The sequence below is a fragment of the Rhizobium aureum genome, assembly GCF_030182495.1.
Lineage (GTDB): Bacteria > Pseudomonadota > Alphaproteobacteria > Rhizobiales > Rhizobiaceae > Rhizobium > Rhizobium tropici_C.
The window spans coordinates 299341-316758 of the sequence record NZ_JAQJCI010000004.1 but is presented as its reverse complement, the minus strand read 5'-3'; the positions used below and the strand labels follow the sequence as shown (position 1 = coordinate 316758).

The window sequence follows — 17418 nt, the reverse complement described above, 5'->3', positions numbered from 1 at the left end:
ACTGGATGACCAGCCCCGCCTATGACGACAACAATATCTTTGCAAAGATCCTGAAAGGCGAGATCCCTTCCTACCGCGTCTACGAGGATGAGCACACCGTCGCCTTCATGGATGTGATGCCGCAGTCGCCGGGCCATACGCTTGTCGTGCCGAAGGCGCCCTCGCGCAATATTTTCGATGCCGACCCGGCTGCATTGCAGCAGGCTATCACTGTGGTGCAGAAGATCGCCGTTGCCGTTCGGGAAGCCTTCGAAGCGGACGGCGTCTATATCGCGCAGTTCAACGAGCCCCCCGCGGGGCAGACCGTCTTCCATCTGCATTTCCACGTCATCCCGCGCCTCGAAGGAGTCGCGCTGAAACCGCATTCGGGCAAGATGGAGGATGGCGCTGTCTTGGCGGAGAACGCCAGGAAGATCATCGAGGCGTTGGCCTGATGCTCTGAACTCTCAAGGTATTTATGAGCTTTTCTGCATAAATACGGAAAACGGCTGCATTATCCCTAATGCAGCCGTTTCATTTTTCTCAAATCACCGATCGGTGATTACTTGCGCGGCACCTTCGGAACCGTGCCGCCGCCCTTGCGCGGTGACTTGCTGTCAGACACGCCGCTTTCGTTCGAAGGCGAGGCCTTGGCCGAGCGGCGGCTGTCGGCTGCCGTTGCAGCCTTGCCGACGCGGCTTCTAGCCTTGACGGTGACATCGCCGTCATCCTCTTCCACCTCGGCCGGCGCATCGCCGACTTCGGCTTCCGGCTTCGGCCGGATCGGAGCGGTGTCGGCGATCGCTTCGAGCAGGATGCCGGTCGAACCGTCTTCCTTCTTGCCGACCGTGACGTTGACGACGCCGCCCTTCTTCAGCTTGCCGAAGAGGATTTCGTTCGCCAGCGGCTTCTTGATGTTTTCCTGGATGACGCGCGCCAGCGGACGGGCGCCCATCTTGTCGTCATAGCCCTTCTCGGACAGCCAGGCGATGGCGTCCTCGTGCAGGTCGAAGGTCACATTCCGTTCGGAAAGCTGCGCTTCCAGCTGCATGATGAACTTTTGAACGACCTTGTGGATAACAGTCGTCGGCAACGGCGCGAAGGGAATGACCGCATCCAGACGGTTGCGGAATTCCGGCGTGAACAGGCGGTTAAGAGCCTCTTCATCCTCACCCGTACGCTTGGACGAACCGAAGCCGATAGCGGCCTTGGCCATTTCCGAAGCGCCCGCATTGGTCGTCATGATCAGGATGACGTTGCGGAAGTCGATCTTCTTGCCGTTATGGTCGGTCAGCGCGCCATGGTCCATGACCTGCAGCAGGATATTGAAGATATCCGGATGCGCCTTCTCGATTTCGTCGAGCAGAACCACACTGTGCGGATGCTGATCGACACCATCGGTCAGAAGACCGCCCTGGTCGAAACCGACATAGCCGGGAGGTGCACCGAGCAGACGGGAAACCGTATGACGCTCCATATATTCCGACATGTCGAAGCGCAGCAGCTCGACGCCGAGCGACGAAGCAAGCTGCTTGGCGACTTCGGTCTTACCGACGCCTGTGGGGCCGGAGAAGACGTAGCAGCCGATCGGCTTGTTCGGTTCGCGCAGGCCCGCGCGGGCGAGCTTGATCGAGGTCGAGAGCGCTTCGATCGCCGTATCCTGGCCGTAGACGACCGAACGCAGTTCCTGTTCGAGGTTGGCGAGAACCATCTCGTCATCCTTGGAAACCGTCTTCGGCGGAATGCGGGCCATGGTCGCGACGGTCGCTTCGATCTCCTTTTCGGTGATCAGCTTGCGACGCTTCGACGGCGGCAGCAGCATCTGTGCGGCACCCGTTTCGTCGATCACGTCGATCGCCTTGTCCGGCAGCTTGCGGTCGGAGATATAGCGAGCCGACAACTCCACGGCCGTCTTGATGGCGTCGTTCGAATAGCGCAGGTGGTGATACTCTTCGAAATAGGGCTTCAGGCCCTTCATGATTTCGATGGCATCCTCGATGCTCGGCTCGTTGACGTCGATCTTCTGGAAGCGGCGGACGAGTGCCCGATCCTTCTCGAAGAACTGGCGGTATTCCTTGTAGGTGGTCGAACCGATGCAACGGATCGCGCCTGAGGAAAGGGCCGGCTTCAGCAGGTTCGACGCATCCATCGCGCCGCCGGAGGTGGCGCCCGCACCGATGACGGTGTGGATCTCGTCGATGAACAGCACAGCGCCCGGATACTCTTCGAGCTCCTTGACGACCTGCTTCAGGCGTTCCTCGAAATCGCCGCGATAACGGGTGCCGGCCAGTAGCGTGCCCATATCGAGCGAAAAGATCGTAGCATCGGCCAGAGCTTCCGGAACCTTACCCTCGACGATCCGCTTGGCAAGGCCTTCGGCAATCGCCGTCTTGCCGACGCCGGGGTCGCCGACATAGAGCGGATTGTTCTTCGAGCGGCGGCACAGCACCTGGATGGTGCGGTTGACCTCGGAGTTGCGGCCGATCAGCGGATCGATCTTGCCGTTTTTGGCCTTCTCGTTGAGGTTGACGCAATAGGCCTTCAGCGCATCCTGTTGCTTCTTGCCATTACCCTCCTCCTGCTCGCCGCGGGAGGTCGGCTTGCTCTCGGATTCGCTTTCCTCGGCGCCGCGCGGCGTGCGGGTCTGGGAGGAGCCCGGGCGCTTGCCGATGCCGTGGGAGATATAGTTGACCGCATCATAGCGGGTCATTTCCTGCTCCTGCAGGAAGAAGGCAGCATGGCTTTCCCGCTCCGCGAAAATCGCAACGAGAACATTGGCGCCCGTCACTTCCTCGCGGCCGGAAGATTGCACATGGATCACGGCACGCTGGATGACGCGCTGGAAGCCGGAGGTCGGCTTCGAGTCCTCGTCATAGCCCGTGACCAGGTTGGAAAGTTCATTATCGACGTATTCAGTCAGAGTCTTACGGAGCGCGTCGAGATCAACATTGCACGCGCCCATGACAGCTGCGGCATCGGCGTCGTCTACCAGCGCCAAAAGCAGATGTTCCAGCGTGGCATACTCGTGATGCCGCTCGTTCGCGTAGGTCAGTGCCTGATGCAGCGCCTTCTCAAGACTAGGCGAAAATGTTGGCACGTTCAGATCCTCACTTCTTTTCCATAACACATTGCAGCGGATGCTGGTGCTGCCGGGCAAAATCCATCACCTGGCTCACCTTCGTTTCGGCTACTTCATATGTATATATCCCGCACTCGCCCACGCCGTGATTGTGGACATGAAGCATGATGCGGGTGGCACTCTCGAGATCCTTTTGAAAGAAACGCTCCAGGATATGGATCACGAAGTCCATGGGCGTATAGTCATCATTCAGAAGCAGCACGCGGTATAGATTGGGTTTCTTGGTTTTGGGCTTGGTGCGCGTAATCACCGAGGTCCCGCGATTTCCGTTGTCCCCGTTCCTTTCGCTGTTGTTTTGCATCCGGATCGGCTCAGCGATCATTTCATTCATTCCTCAAATCATCCGGCAGAAGCTATCGCATTCCGACTTGGCACTGGGGTTGGGTTCTTCACTTGGTCGGGCCGGATATCCGAACCTCTAACTTAGTTCATATTGGCGTGATTTTAAGCCCCTTGCTGGACACTGCAATCACAATTCGCTGACAAAGCGGGCTGCGGCCAAAAAAGTCGCTGCATATCCTTGGCTCAGGTTCGGCGCGCCAAAACGCAAAAGACCGGCCACGCGTCGCGTAGCCGGTCCTTCCGGAAATTTGCCTTTCGGCGAGAACTTAAGCGGCGGTTGCCGTTACGGCGGCCTTGCCGGCAGCCTTGGTCGCGGCAGCGACAGGCGCTTCATACGGCTTATAGGCAGCCTTGGCGAGATCGGCATACATTTCGCCGAGCTTGGTGGCTTCGGCGATGAAGTTTTCATAGGAGGACTTCACATAGCTGCTCTGCAGTTCGAAGGCAGCTTCGAAGCTCTTGACGCCGGCGAGCGTTTCAAAGTGTGCAACACCATCCTGGAAAGACTTCTTGGAATATTCTGCAGCTTCGGCAGCAATCGCCTGAAAGCCCTTGGTGACATCGGAATAGCTCTTCAGCGCCGTGTCCATGGCTTCCTTGCCCTTCTTGTTCGCTTCATCGAAATTGAACATGCTTCTCCGTCCCTTGTTGGCCGGCCGACGGCCGGTTTACAGGGTAAAGCTTAAATGCGACGCACAATTAGTCAAGTAGTCTTGTGCGACGCAATATCTTCCTTTGGTTGCATTTCCGATAACAATACGGTGTCGGCGACGATGAGTGCGCCGCATCATTTTGTTTTTTCTAATATATATCATCGTCCTTGCAACCACAGGCTTTGGTCAAAATATTGGCAGCTAGACTGGAAAAGCAGCAGCGATTCAAAACGGCTACGGAATGATTAAATCGGCAATTGCCAAAGAAAAAGGCCGCATTTCAATGAAATACGGCCCGAATGTTCAATCACTATACGAGATCGACAAAATCAGAGATCGACGTCCAGGATCGCCATCGAGAAATTATAGGAGCGATCGCCATCTTCATCATCGATATAGACGACGCCCAGAAACTCTTCGCCGAGATAGACTTCCGCAGAATCGTTCTTGCGTGGACGGGCCTTCACCACCATCTGCGGGTTGAACGTGCGCTTGAAATAGGCGTCGAGCTTCTTGATTTCTTCAGGCTTCACAATGCTTCTCCGTGAGGATCTCGGTTGGCTGCTTCTTGCATAGGAAAAGCGGCGGTGTAAAGACCGGAGGCGTGCATACCTTTCCGCCGATAGCGTAAGCCTCCGAAAGTCAGGCTGAATTTTTCCTAGATTCCCGCGCCCAAGATCTGATCGACGACCATGCGTTCGGCGAGCAACTGATCCATGGAGCGCGACGGCTCGGAACAACCGGCCTCGCCGACCACCTTGGCCGGAACGCCGGCAACCGTCGTCTTCGGCGGCACTTCCTTCAGCACCACGGAGCCGGCGGCTATGCGCGAGCAATGGCCGATCTGGATATTGCCGAGAATTTTGGCGCCGGCGCCGATCAATACGCCATGGGCGATTTTCGGATGACGGGCGCTGCCTTCCTTGCCGGTTCCGCCAAGCGTGACCCCGTGCAGGATCGAGACGTTGTCGCCGATCACGGCCGTTTCACCCACAACGAGGCCGGTCGCGTGGTCGAGAAAGATTCCCTTGCCGATGCGCGCCGCCGGATTGATGTCTGTCTGGAAGATGCTGGAGGAACGGCTCTGCAGATAGAGCGCGAAATCGCGGCGGCCGTGATTGTAGAGCCAGTGCGCGAGGCGATGCGTCTGCAACGCGTGGAATCCCTTGAAATAAAGCACGGGCTCCAGGAAACGCAGGCAGGCGGGATCACGGTCGTAGACGGCCTGGATATCGACGCGGAGGATCGACCCCCATTCGGGCCAGTCGGCCAGCATCTCCTCGAACGTTTGCCGCAGGAGGATTGCCTGCATGTCGGGATGGTCGAGGCGCTCGCAGATGCGATAGATGACGCATTCCTCCAGCGAACGGTGATTGATGATCGTCGAATAGAGGAAGGCGGCAAGCAGCGGATCCCGCTCGGCAGCGGCGCGAGCTTCCTCGCGCATGCTGTCCCAGATAGGATCCATGACCTTAACCGCGCCCAAGCCCTCTACTGGGCGAATGTCCGTTGCTGCGACCATTGGCGGCCTCCCGATTTTCTGTCAGGGGTGCATTATATAGAATAAATGCCACACAAGACAAATGGGTCGGACAGGTAATGAATTTCGAGCATGATTTTGCCGGCGGTCTCATCCGCGCGACGTGCGGCGATGCCATCGGCACCATCACGATCAGCAACCCCGATCGGAAAAATGCGGTGACCGCCGCCATGTGGCGCGCCATCCCCCAAGCCGTGCGCATCCTGACCGACGAAGCGCACGCGCATGTGGTCGTCCTTCGCGGCAGCGGCGCGGATTTTTCCGCCGGCGCCGATATCAGCGAATTCGACAGCGTGCGCAAGAACTCCGCGACAGCGGTCTCCTACGAGGCGTTGAACAGCCGGGCTTTCGAGGCAATCCGGCATTGCCGCGTGCCGACGATCGCTGCAATCCGCGGCATCTGCTATGGCGGCGGCTTCGGACTGGCGGCGGCCTGCGATTTGCGGATCGCCGAACGAGGCGCCCGGTTTTCCGTCCCCGCCGTTCGCCTCGGCATCGCCTATCCAGCTGATGCCGTGCAGGACATCATCAATGCCCTCGGAGCGCAGATGGCCAAGGTCACGCTGTTCACGGGCGCGCCCATGTCGAGCGAGAAGATGGTTGCTGCCGGTTTTCTTCTTGAGGAAATCGACGCAAGTGCTTTCGACAGTGAAGTCTCCGCCCTCGCCCACGCGATCGCTGCCAATGCGCCGATCGCGCTGCACGCCTCGAAACTCGCGATCCGCGCCGCCATCGAGCAGAACCCCGACCTGCTGCGGGAAGCGGAGGTGATCGGCGCGGAGACCTTCGACAGCGCCGATTATGCCGAGGGCCGCGCTGCTTTTGCCGAGCGGCGCAGACCCCATTTCACCGGCAGGTGACTTGAAACCTAACGCTTGTCCAAGCGCTGGTAGAATTCCAGAACCGCTGCCTTGAAGATCTTATCGCCGACCGCCAGCATATGATCGCGGTTCGGGATGTCGATGGCCTCTGCATTCGGCATCAGTGCAGCCAATTCCTGACCGGAGCCGGCAATATCGTCCCTGGTGCCGACGGCGATCAAAGCCGGCGCCTCGATCCTTGCCACATCTTCCCTCGCCGCCAGATCGCGCGAGCCCTGAATACAGGCGGCCAGCGCGTGTCGGTCGCTTTTGGTCTGCTCGGCAAAGGCGCGGAACATGCGCCCGCGCGGATGCGTGACGTCATCGAGCGACGGCGCCACCAGAGCGTCCGCGATCGGATCCCAGTCGCCGACCCCCTCGACCATGCCGATGCCAAGGCCCCCCAGCACCAGCGAGCGGACACGATCGGGATGCGCGATCGCCATGAAAGTGGCAACGCGCGCGCCCATGGAATAACCCATCACGTGTGCCTCGGGGATAGCCAGATGGTCTAGCAGTGCCACAGCATCCTCGGCCATGATCCAGGGGTGGTAGACATCGGCGTCATAAAGCTTGTCGCTCAAGCCGTGGCCACGATTGTCGATGGCGATCACACGGTAACCCGCTTCGCCCAATGTCTTGAGCCAGCCCGGATTGACCCAGTTCGCAATCGCCGTCGAGGCAAAACCGTGAATCAGCAGCACCGGGGCGCCGCTGGGATCGCCTTCATCGAAAAAGGCAAGCTTCAATCCATCTCTGACGAAATTGGACATCCGGGGAGCATTCAAATTCATGGCTTCGTCTTTACAAGCTTGGTTCTGTTGGCGCCGGACCATATTTTATCGGCAGTATCAAATGAACCCTATGCCTGCGAAAATCTCTGCATCAAGCCGGACTTTCGCACTACACAATCGGGAAGAAGGATTATAAAGAGGGGCTACCAAGTCTGGCGCAACATTCATGCCGCTCACGGCAGGACGCATTCGGAGATCATCATGGCCGGCCACAATATTCCCCATTTCCAGAACGACGGCGGACATCGCGTCATCGAAATCGGCGTGAAGGAATTCATGTGCACCGGCGCTTCGGTTCCCTACGATCATCCGCACATCTTCATCGATCTCGGCGACGAGACGGAAAAGGTCTGCTCCTACTGCTCGACGCTTTATCGCTACAATCCGTCGCTGAAGGCGGATCAGACCAACCCCGCCGGCTGCGTCTTCCACTTCAAGGCAGCCTAATCCCGTCGATTGCGATCGGACACAATCGATGCCGGTCAAAAGAGCCGCCATCGTCGGCGCCGGAATAGCCGGATTGACGGCAGCGCTGGCGCTGGCAAGACATGGCATAGAATCGGACATTTTCGAACAGGCCGGAGCGCTGACCGAAGTCGGCGCCGGCTTGCAGATATCCCCGAACGCTTCCCGCATCCTCGATACGCTTGGCGTGCTCGATGCGCTTCGGCCCGTCTGGCTGGAGCCTGACGAGGTTCGGCTGGTTTCCGGCTCCTCGCTACGGCAAATCGCATCCGTCCCTTGCGGGAATTTTGCAAGACACCGGTGGGGCGCACCCTACGGGACGGCGCATCGCGCCACGCTGCAGAAGGCGCTTCTCGAAGCCGTCGCCGCCAATGCGCTGTGCAGACTGCATCTTGGCCGACGCATCGATATTGAAGACCAAGCGATACCGGACGCGATTGCTGACCGCGACTTTGATCTCGTCATCGGCGCCGATGGCGTCTGGTCGAAAACTCGCGCATTCGTGCCCGGCGCCCCCTCGCCACTCTTTTCCGGAAACATCGCATGGCGTTTCACGATGCCGGAAGCATCCGCGCCGTCGATCCTGAACCGCACCAGCGTCACGGCCTTTCTCGGCCGCTCCAGCCATCTCGTTTGCTACCCGATCAGGGAAAATGCTGCGTTCAATATGGTTGCGATCGTTTCCGGCAGCAGCGCCAGCCACGACTGGAACGCCACCGGCAGCAAGGTTCAGCGAGAAAGTATGCTGCGCGGCTTCTCCGGCTGGAACGACGCGATCCTGCACATGCTGGAAAGACAGGAACAGGCGAGCTTCTGGCCACTCTACGAGATGGGTGCCGGCCGCTGGCACAACGGCAAAGACACGATCCTGATCGGCGACGCCGCGCATGCGATGATGCCGTTTGCGGCTCAGGGCGCGGCCATGGCGATTGAGGATGCCTTCGAGCTGGCGGGTATGCTGGCGACACGTCCGCTGGCGGAAGCGTTCGATCTCTACGAGAAACATCGGGCTCCGCGTATCGCCCGCCTGCGCCAGCGCGCCGCCTTCAATCAATTCGCCTATCACGCGCGCGGGCCGATCCGGATGGCGCGCGACCTCGTCCTTTCGTTCCGTCCGCCGCAAAGCCTCGCGGCGGACATGGACTGGATCTACGGCTATCGCGCCATCGGCTGATCAAGCCTCCCCACAGCGCCGCGCGTCACATGTGACGCGCGGCGCTGTAACACTTTCAACCTGCTGCATAATTTTATCCTTAAATCGATCCCGATTTAAGGAATTATGCAGCAGCTGCGGCGAAGCCCTTCTCGATATCCGCCTTGATATCGGCGACGTCTTCGAGGCCGATCTGCAGGCGGATGACCGGACCCTCCGTCGGAACCTTGGTGACGCGCCGGTCGTTGAGATTGACGTGCAGGGCAAGGCTTTCGAAGCCGCCCCAGGAATAGCCGAGACCGAAAATGCGTAAGGCATCGAGGAAGGTATGGGCTTTCGCCTTGAACTTCTGCGCATCGTCGACTGCGAGAACGAAAGAGAATATCCCGCTTGCGCCTTTGAAATCGCGCTTCCACAATTCGTGGCCAGGGAAGCTCGGTAGTGCCGGATGCAGTACGCGTGCGACCTCTTCCCTACCCTCGAGCCACTGAGCGATCGCAAGCGCGCTCTCCTGATGCCGCTCCAGGCGCACACCCATGGTCCGCAGACCGCGCAGCACCTGATAGGCATCGTCCGGCGCACCGCAGAGGCCGAGCTGCCCATGCGCGCCGATCAACTGCTTCCAATGCGCCGCATTGGCGGAGACGGTTCCCATCAGAATATCGGAATGGCCGGCCGGATATTTTGTGACCGCATGAATGGAGACGTCGACACCGTGATCGAGCGGCTTGAAATAGAGCGGCGTCGCCCAGGTATTGTCCATCGTTACCACGCAGCCATGCCGGTGAGCCGCCGCCGAGATGGCGGGAATATCCTGCATCTCAAAAGTATTGGAACCCGGCGCTTCGGTGTGAACCAGCCTGGTATTCGGTCTGATCAATTGTTCGATGCCGACTCCGATCATGGGATCGTAGTACTCAACCTCGATACCCAAGCGCTTCAGCATGGTGTCGCAGAAGAAGCGTGTCGGACCGTAGACCGAATCAACGATCAGGGCATGATCACCGGCAGACAAATAAGCGAGGAATGGCACGGTGACCGCCGCAAGCCCGGACGGCACGAGGATCGTTCCAGCCGACCCTTCCAGCGCATCGATCGCCTCGCAGAGCGCATCCGTCGTCGGCGTGCCGCGTGTGCCATAGGTATATTTCTGGTCGTGCGTCTCCATGACCCGCGCATTGGGGAATAGCACCGTGGAGGCATGGACGACGGGCGGATTGACGAATCCGTGAAAATCAAAGGGCGAGTTGCCGATATGGGATAAACGCGTGTTGATGCCGGCGTTCTGCAGCAATGTGTCTTTGTCTTTCATGTCCGGATATGCCTTTGGCGCTGTAGGAAACCGGAGTTGTGGCGGGCAAGTCCGGTGGGGTCAACCCCGATCCTTCCCGCAGTGCTTTTTATTCGAAGGCTAAAATAACGAAACCATTGAAAAAACTCCAATTTCGCGCAGTTTTTCGGCAAAATGCCGCCCATTTTGGCGCCAAACGCCATTTTTTCAGCCGCGAAAGGCAAAAATGCCGAATAAATCCGCAATTATTGAGGCGATCTCTTGACCGCTACACCATTTGCGACTGTGATAGGACCACTCGCACCGGGAGGGGAAGGAACGTGGTTCTCCAAGAGCCTGCTTCGGAAGCGATTACATTTTACTATAAAACAAAGAGACAAAGGTTGGGAAAGATGAAAAAGTTTGCTCTCTCCGCATTCCTCGGAGCCGCAGCATTGGCCTACACCGCGTCGGGCGCTTCGGCGTCGACGCTGAGCGACGTAAAGGCCAAGGGCTTTGTTCAATGCGGCGTGAATACCGGCCTTCTCGGCTTTGCGCAGCCAGACGCATCCGGCAACTGGGCCGGCTTCGACATCGACTTCTGCAAGGCAGTGGCTTCGGCCGTCTTCGGCGATCCGACCAAGGTCAAGTACACGCCTCTCAGCGCAAAGGACCGCTTTACGGCCCTGCAGTCGGGCGAAATCGATGTGCTTTCTCGCAACACGACCTGGACCATCAACCGCGACACCGCGCTTGGCCTCAAGTTCCGCCCCGTCACCTATTATGACGGCCAGGGCTTCATGGTCCGCAAGGAGCTGAACGTGAAGTCGGCGCTCGAACTCTCCGGCGCTGCCGTCTGCGTCCAGTCCGGTACGACGACCGAACTCAATCTTGCCGACTACTTCAAGACCAACAACCTGCAGTACAATCCGGTGGTCTTCGACAAGCTCGAGGAAGTCAATACCGCCTATGACTCCGGCCGTTGCGACGTCTACACGACGGACCAATCCGGCCTCTATTCGCTGCGCCTGACGCTGAAGAACCCGGACGATAACGTCGTTCTGCCCGAAATCATCTCCAAGGAGCCGCTCGGCCCGGCCGTTCGTCAGGGTGACGACCAGTGGTTCAATATCGTCAGCTGGACGGCCTACGCGCTTGTTAATGCCGAAGAATTCGGCATCACGCAGAAGAATGTCGACGAGATGAAGGGTTCGGCAAATCCTGATATCAAGCGCTTCCTCGGCGCCGAGCAGGGTTCCACCATCGGCACCGATCTCGGCCTCACCAACGACTGGGCCTATAACATCATCAAGGGCGTCGGCAACTACGGCGAAATCTTCGACCGCAACATCGGTGCAGGCAGCCCGCTGAAGATCGCTCGCGGCCTCAATGCTCTGTGGAACAAGGGCGGCATCCAGTACGCGCCTCCGGTCCGCTAAGCCGGAAATAGCCTAACTATCGGAGAAAGGCGGCAAACCGCCTTTCTCACCTCAAGAAAACAAGCCTGAAACGGGCACATTGGGGAAAAATCTGCATGGCAATTACCGCAAATTCGCCTGAAGGCGAGCGCTCACCCTTATCGGCGGCGCTATACGACCCCAAAGTCAGGGGTGCATTTTATCAGGCCATCACGATCATCATTCTGGCCGGCCTCTGCTGGTTCATCGTCACGAATACGATCGACAATCTGCACGCATTGAACCGCTCCTTCGGATTTGGCTTTCTCGAAGGTCGTGCCGGCTTCAATCTGGGACAGGCCCTGATCCCCTATTCCAGCGACTCCACCAATAGCACCGCTATCATCGTCGGCGTGCTCAACACGCTTCTGATATCGTTTGTGGGCATCATCGCTGCGACCATCGTCGGCTTCGTCGTTGGTATCGGCAGACTTTCGAGCAACTGGCTCGTTGCGAAGCTTTCCCATACCTATGTCGAAATCTTCCGCAATATCCCGCCGCTGCTCGTCATCTTCTTCTGGTACAGCGGCGTTCTGGTGTTGCTGCCGCAGGCACGCGATGCCGTGCATCTGCCGTTTTACAGCTACCTCAGCAATCGCGGCCTCGCCTTTCCGAGCCCGATATTCGCCGCGGGCATGTGGGCCGTCGGCGTTGCCTTCCTCGTCGCCATAGCGGCCGTATTTTTCGTGGCGCGCTGGGCACATAGGCGTCAGGCGGCAACCGGGCAGCAATTCCATACCATCTGGGTGTCGCTCGGTATCCTGATCGGCCTGCCGCTGCTCGTGTTCCTGGCGACGGGCATGCCGCTTTCCTTCGATTATCCCGTCGCCGGCAAGTTCAATCTTACGGGCGGAACGGTGGTAGGGCCGGAATTCATCGCGCTTCTGCTGGCGCTTTCGCTCTATACCGCATCCTATATTGCCGAGATCGTGCGCGCCGGCATTCGCGGCGTGCCGAAGGGCCAGTCGGAGGCGGCGGGCGCACTCGGCCTCCGCGCAACCGCCGTCACGCGGCTTGTCGTCATTCCGCAGGCGCTGCGCATCATCATTCCACCGCTGACGAGCCAATATCTCAACCTCATCAAGAACTCGTCTCTCGCCATCGCTATCGGCTATGCCGATCTCGTCGCCGTCGGCGGCGTGATCCTCAACCAGTCCGGCCGAGCGGTCGAGGTCGTCATCATATGGATGGTCATCTATCTCGCCTTGAGCATCGTAACGTCGCTGTTCATGAACTGGTTCAACGCCAAGATGGCCCTGGTGGAGAGATAGGATGTCAAGCGTAGATCAACACTTCGTCAGCAAGTCGCTTCTGACGGCACAGCCGGCACCCGCCAGCGAAAGAGGCGTGTGGCACTGGTTGAAAAAGAACCTCTTCGCCACGCCGAAGGACATCGTTCTGACCGTGCTTGCCATCGCATTCCTTGCCTGGGCGATCCCGCATCTGGTCAACTGGCTGTTCATACAGGCGGTATGGAACGGAACCGACCGCACATTCTGCGCCACCACGGTTCAGGGCGGAACGCAGCCGGATGGCTGGAACGCTGCCTGCTGGGCCTTCGTTCGCGCGAAATTCGTCGTCTTCATGTTCGGCCTCTATCCGCCGGACGAGCGCTGGCGGCCGGTGCTCGTCATCATCCTGACGGTCATCGCCTTCGTGCCGCTTCTGATACCGTCGGTTCCGAGAAAAGGATTGAATGCGATCCTGGCATTCTTCGTGCTGCCGGTTATCTCGTTCTTCCTGCTGCATGGCGGCTTCGGGCTTGAAACCGTAGAAACAGAGAGATGGGGCGGTCTGCTCGTGACGCTGGTGATCGCCTTCGTCGCAATCGCGGTGTCCTTTCCATTCGGCATCCTGCTTGCGCTGGGACGCCGGTCGAAGCTGCCTATCCTTCGCATGTTGTGCGTGACCTTCATCGAAATCATCCGCGGCGTGCCGCTGATCACGGTGCTGTTCATGGCCAGCTACATGCTGCCGCTCTTCATGCCGCAGGGCTGGACAGTGGATAAGCTGCTGCGCGCCGTGGTCGGCGTTGCGATCTTCACCTCGGCCTATATGGCGGAGGTCATTCGCGGCGGTCTGCAGGCGATACCGAAGGGCCAATTCGAGGGCGCCGACTCGCTCGGCCTCGGCTACTGGCAGAAGATGCGGCTGATCATTCTGCCGCAGGCGATCAAGCTGGTCATTCCCGGCATCGTCAACACCTATATCGGCATGTTCAAGGACACATCACTCGTTGCGATCATCGGCATGTTCGACCTGCTCGGCATCGTCCGTCAGAATTTCTCGGATGCCAATTGGGCAACTGCGGTGACGCCGGTGACGGGTCTTGTTTTTGCCGGCTTCGTTTTTTGGCTGTTCTGCTTTGGCATGTCGCGCTATTCAGGGTTCGTGGAACGCCACCTCGACACCGGCCACAAGCGATAAAATTGAGGGAAATATAAAATGGCTGAAGCCCAATCGAAGAAAATGACCGTTTCCGAGACCGAGGTCGCGGTCGATATGATCAACATGAACAAGTGGTATGGCGACTTCCATGTGTTGCGCGATATCAACCTCAAGGTCATGCGCGGCGAGCGTATCGTCATTGCCGGCCCCTCGGGCTCGGGCAAGTCGACGATGATCCGCTGCATCAACCGCCTGGAAGAGCATCAGAAGGGCCAAATCATCGTCGACGGCGTCGAGCTCACCAATGATCTGAAGAAGATCGACGAAGTGCGTCGCGAAGTCGGCATGGTGTTCCAGCACTTCAATCTCTTTCCGCACCTGACCATTCTGGAAAACTGCACGCTGGCGCCGATCTGGGTGCGCAAGATGCCGAAGAAGCAGGCGGAAGAAATCGCCATGCACTTCCTCAAGCGCGTCAAGATCCCGGAGCAGGCCAAGAAATATCCCGGCCAGCTTTCCGGCGGTCAGCAACAGCGCGTGGCGATCGCCCGCTCGCTCTGCATGAACCCGAAGATCATGCTGTTCGACGAGCCGACCTCGGCACTCGATCCGGAAATGATCAAGGAAGTGCTCGACACGATGGTGGGCCTTGCCGAGGAAGGCATGACCATGCTCTGCGTGACCCACGAAATGGGCTTCGCCCGCCAGGTCGCCAACCGCGTCATCTTCATGGACCAGGGCCAGATCGTCGAGCAGAATTCGCCGAAGGAATTCTTCGACAACCCGCAGCATGAGCGCACCAAACTATTCCTCAGCCAGATCCTGCACTGATTTGGAATAGATCGCATGAACAAAACCCGCCCCTGCATCGCAGCCGGCGGGTTTTTTTATGGGGCGCAATATTGTCCGAGGCAATGACAAGCAATCGGCGTAACGGCGGACATAAGTCTGGCGATTGGCAGCATGAGCAAGCCCTGTAGCGCTTCTCATAAAACGCGATATACTTTCTGCCGCCGTGAATAACGCGGCGTTCACGAAACGTCGGGGAAGCGGGCCGTGAAGAAAAGCGACAGAATCATCGGTGGCCTTGCACTTTTAAGCGCAGCCATCATCGCCATCAAACTGGCCGGATCGATGTTCGGCTACGACCTCATCCAGATGACGGTCGACGCCACAAGGCCTGCGGATGCCGGCGGCTGGCCGACGGCGGCAAACTGAACAGGAATGGTCCTGATATCACTCGGCTAACGGCACCAGATTGTTACCCATGCCTTAGGGACAATCTGTTACCTATGTCTCAGGAATAAACCGTAACCTATGTGTCCAGAACGGACCAACGAGAAAGTGGCGACCCCTGCAGGATTCGAACCTGCGACCACATGCTTAGAAGGCAAGTGCTCTATCCAGCTGAGCTAAGGGGCCGTACGGCCTGGCCGCACCTTACGTGCGGCGGGCAACACATGCCTGAAACCGCCGTCAAACTCAATGGTCGACGTTCAATAAGTACTTGGGCTTCAGTGAGTCCAGGGCTGGATACGATTGAAGCGGAAGTTGTCGGAATAGGACACGGTCTGCCGGATCGGATCCTTCGGCGGGATGACGCGGTAGTCGATGCCGTTACGCTTGGCGTAGTCTTCCGCCTGCTCCTGCGTCTCGAATGTCAGCTTGAGCTGCTGGCGCGTATCGCCCGATGACGTATAGCCCATGATCGGATCGATCTTTCGCGGAGTTTCCTGATCGAATTCCAGAACCCATAGATGAGTCTTGGCCTTGCCGGACTGCATGGCGGTCTTTGCGGGACGATAAATCTTGGCAGGCATTGCTGCAGCGCCTCCGAATCGAGCGGGAACGATCCGCTTACTTTGCTTCTCTTGCCTCGACGCGATCCTTTGCAGGCCGCGCGAACACGACTTTTGCTTAGCCGCGAATCCCTTTGTTTTCAAGCAAAAAGGCAGCCGCTACCAGGACAAATTCAACGACATCGATGGAGGGATTTTAAATGGTCGGAGTGGAGAGATTCGAACTCCCGACCCTCTGGTCCCAAACCAGATGCGCTACCAGACTGCGCTACACTCCGAACCATCAGCACGATTTGCTCACAGGCAATCGCGATCTGATTTCTGTACCGCCGGATACCCGTTTGCGGAACGAGTGGGGAGATACACGGTTCACCTCTCCGCTGCAACAGGTAAAATCACGCTGGGCAGACTCTTCCCCGACGAAAAGCTACTTGCCGAGCTTTGCCGAGATCGTGGGGCTCGTCGCCTTGTCTCCGACGGCAAGGCCAAGCTTCCTGACTATCCCGCCATTCAGTTCGATCACATAGGCGACCGGTCCGCCGGAATTGATGATCGATTCGGAATATGGCACGGCATTTTCCTGGATATGGGTGACGGTGCCGCTCTGGTCCAGAAAGAGCATGTCGAGCGACAGCTCGGTGTTCTTCATCCACATCATCACCGGCCGCACTGTGCCGAAATCAAACAGCATGCCATGGTCGACCGGCATCTTGTCGCGATACATCAGACCATATTCAAGCTGTGCCGGCGTCAGCGCCAGCTCCACGGTGAATTTATGGGTTTGCCCCTTGGCCGATACGATCGTCAGCGGCTCCGAGTCGAAAGCCATCAGCTGCTGGCTTGCAGTTTGTGCCGCGAAGGACGACGGGCCTATGGCCACAACGAGAAAAAGCGCCAAGATGGCGCTTTTCAGAACTCCAAAAAACATATCTCTATTCATATCAGTGCGGCCGCGTGACCGGGCTCGGCGCATCCGGATGGATTTCCGCCGCCATCAGACCCTTTTCACCCGGCCCGAAGCGAACAAGCACCACCTGCCCCGGCCGCAGCTCGGCCAGACCGAAGCGACGCAGCGTTTCCATGTGCACGAAAATATCCTCTGTGCCTTCGCCGCGCGTCAGGAAGCCGAAGCCCTTGGTGCGATTGAACCACTTGACCAGCGCGCGCTCCAGACCGCTCGTCGCCGTCACCTGCACATGCGTGCGCACGGGCGGCATCTGCGAGGGATGTACGGCGGTCGACTGATCCATGGAGAGGATCTTGAAGGCCTGATAGCCACGCTCCCGGCGCTGGATCAGCGCAACGATGCGGGTTCCTTCGAGAATCGTCTGATAACCGTCCCGGCGCAGACACGTGACATGCAGCAATACGTCCTGCATGCCATTGTCGGGCACGATGAAACCGAATCCCTTGGCGACATCGAACCACTTCACGACGCCTGAGATTTCGATGAGCTCGACGGTATCGCCCGACATCTCCTCGAAGTCGACAACTCCCTTCGATGAAATTCTGTCACCCATCCTAGCCAGCCCTCGATTACGCGTCACACTGTTACGGTTAACTGATTCCCTGATATCAA

19 protein-coding genes and 2 tRNA genes are annotated in these 17418 nt (G+C 58.4%); 9 read left to right on the top strand and 12 right to left on the bottom strand.

The annotated features are described in order from the left end of the window. Positions 1-5: 5 nt before the first annotated feature. The gene (locus tag PH552_RS12885) at positions 6-434 is read left to right on the top strand and encodes an HIT family protein (protein ID WP_112340849.1); all 429 of its coding nucleotides are present in this window, start codon (positions 6-8) and stop codon (positions 432-434) included. 107 nt (positions 435-541) lie between these two features. Here the strand turns inward: PH552_RS12885 and clpA are convergent, their stop codons facing one another. The 5 genes from clpA to cysE all read right to left on the bottom strand — a co-directional run bounded on the left by clpA (position 542) and on the right by cysE (position 5635). Continuing rightward, positions 542-3076: an ATP-dependent Clp protease ATP-binding subunit ClpA gene (gene clpA, locus PH552_RS12880; RefSeq protein ID WP_112340850.1), complete on the bottom strand. Its 2535-nt coding sequence runs from the start codon at positions 3074-3076 to the stop codon at positions 542-544. A 10-nt stretch (positions 3077-3086) separates the two neighbouring features. After that, positions 3087-3440 (bottom strand): ATP-dependent Clp protease adapter ClpS, encoded by a 354-nt coding sequence (gene clpS / locus PH552_RS12875; RefSeq protein ID WP_069612294.1) that lies wholly within the window; start codon positions 3438-3440, stop codon positions 3087-3089. A gap of 286 nt (positions 3441-3726) precedes the next feature. Continuing rightward, positions 3727-4092 carry a phasin family protein gene (locus PH552_RS12870; protein ID WP_113249906.1) on the bottom strand — a complete coding sequence of 122 codons (366 nt, stop codon included), beginning with the start codon at positions 4090-4092 and terminating at the stop codon, positions 3727-3729. 350 nt (positions 4093-4442) lie between these two features. Then, positions 4443-4646 carry a DUF3126 family protein gene (locus PH552_RS12865; RefSeq protein ID WP_112340852.1) on the bottom strand — a complete coding sequence of 68 codons (204 nt, stop codon included), beginning with the start codon at positions 4644-4646 and terminating at the stop codon, positions 4443-4445. 125 nt (positions 4647-4771) lie between these two features. Then, positions 4772-5635, bottom strand: coding sequence for a serine O-acetyltransferase (gene cysE / locus PH552_RS12860; RefSeq protein WP_285166065.1), 864 nt, complete (start codon positions 5633-5635; stop codon positions 4772-4774). A 77-nt stretch (positions 5636-5712) separates the two neighbouring features. Between cysE and PH552_RS12855 the strand changes: the two genes are divergently transcribed. Continuing rightward, a complete protein-coding gene (locus tag PH552_RS12855) occupies positions 5713-6513 on the top strand; it encodes an enoyl-CoA hydratase-related protein (RefSeq protein ID WP_113249905.1) in 801 nt (266 codons plus the stop codon). An 8-nt stretch (positions 6514-6521) separates the two neighbouring features. Here PH552_RS12855 and PH552_RS12850 read toward each other — a convergent pair whose 3' ends face one another. Continuing rightward, complete coding sequence (locus PH552_RS12850) at positions 6522-7307, bottom strand: alpha/beta fold hydrolase (RefSeq protein ID WP_113249904.1); 786 nt, start codon at positions 7305-7307, stop codon at positions 6522-6524. A 201-nt stretch (positions 7308-7508) separates the two neighbouring features. Between PH552_RS12850 and PH552_RS12845 the strand changes: the two genes are divergently transcribed. Next, entirely contained in the window at positions 7509-7754 is a 246-nt protein-coding gene (locus PH552_RS12845; protein ID WP_112340856.1) for a zinc-finger domain-containing protein, read from the top strand. A 28-nt stretch (positions 7755-7782) separates the two neighbouring features. Next, the gene (locus PH552_RS12840; protein ID WP_113249903.1) at positions 7783-8946 is read left to right on the top strand and encodes an FAD-dependent monooxygenase; all 1164 of its coding nucleotides are present in this window, start codon (positions 7783-7785) and stop codon (positions 8944-8946) included. A gap of 103 nt (positions 8947-9049) precedes the next feature. On the opposite strand, the gene PH552_RS12835 is transcribed toward PH552_RS12840, so the two are convergent. After that, positions 9050-10237 carry a cystathionine beta-lyase gene (locus PH552_RS12835; RefSeq protein WP_113249902.1) on the bottom strand — a complete coding sequence of 396 codons (1188 nt, stop codon included), beginning with the start codon at positions 10235-10237 and terminating at the stop codon, positions 9050-9052. A 371-nt stretch (positions 10238-10608) separates the two neighbouring features. Here PH552_RS12835 and PH552_RS12830 point away from each other — a divergent pair, with 371 nt between their 5' ends. From PH552_RS12830 to PH552_RS12810, 5 genes are all read left to right on the top strand, one after another. Continuing rightward, positions 10609-11634, top strand: a complete 1026-nt coding sequence (locus PH552_RS12830) for an amino acid ABC transporter substrate-binding protein (RefSeq protein WP_112340859.1) — start codon at positions 10609-10611, stop codon at positions 11632-11634. Positions 11635-11729: 95 nt separating this feature from the next. Then, positions 11730-12923, top strand: a complete 1194-nt coding sequence (locus PH552_RS12825; protein ID WP_113249901.1) for an amino acid ABC transporter permease — start codon at positions 11730-11732, stop codon at positions 12921-12923. 1 nt (position 12924) lies between these two features. Beyond that, entirely contained in the window at positions 12925-14079 is a 1155-nt protein-coding gene (locus tag PH552_RS12820) for an amino acid ABC transporter permease (protein ID WP_112340861.1), read from the top strand. An 18-nt stretch (positions 14080-14097) separates the two neighbouring features. Then, positions 14098-14871, top strand: a complete 774-nt coding sequence (locus tag PH552_RS12815; protein ID WP_095434785.1) for an amino acid ABC transporter ATP-binding protein — start codon at positions 14098-14100, stop codon at positions 14869-14871. 225 nt (positions 14872-15096) lie between these two features. After that, positions 15097-15258, top strand: coding sequence for a hypothetical protein (locus PH552_RS12810; protein WP_169645987.1), 162 nt, complete (start codon positions 15097-15099; stop codon positions 15256-15258). 127 nt (positions 15259-15385) lie between these two features. On the opposite strand, the gene PH552_RS12805 is transcribed toward PH552_RS12810, so the two are convergent. The 5 genes from PH552_RS12805 to PH552_RS12785 form a co-directional block, all read right to left on the bottom strand. Next, a tRNA-Arg gene (locus PH552_RS12805) sits at positions 15386-15462 on the bottom strand. A gap of 92 nt (positions 15463-15554) precedes the next feature. Then, the gene (locus tag PH552_RS12800; RefSeq protein WP_183763477.1) at positions 15555-15860 is read right to left on the bottom strand and encodes an ETC complex I subunit; all 306 of its coding nucleotides are present in this window, start codon (positions 15858-15860) and stop codon (positions 15555-15557) included. A gap of 180 nt (positions 15861-16040) precedes the next feature. Next, positions 16041-16117: transfer RNA gene (locus PH552_RS12795), tRNA-Pro, on the bottom strand. Between the two features lie 149 nt (positions 16118-16266). Further along, positions 16267-16767 (bottom strand): DUF192 domain-containing protein, encoded by a 501-nt coding sequence (locus PH552_RS12790; protein ID WP_483315491.1) that lies wholly within the window; start codon positions 16765-16767, stop codon positions 16267-16269. Between the two features lie 13 nt (positions 16768-16780). Then, positions 16781-17359 (bottom strand): cold-shock protein, encoded by a 579-nt coding sequence (locus tag PH552_RS12785; protein ID WP_015339721.1) that lies wholly within the window; start codon positions 17357-17359, stop codon positions 16781-16783. Positions 17360-17418 lie beyond the last annotated feature (59 nt).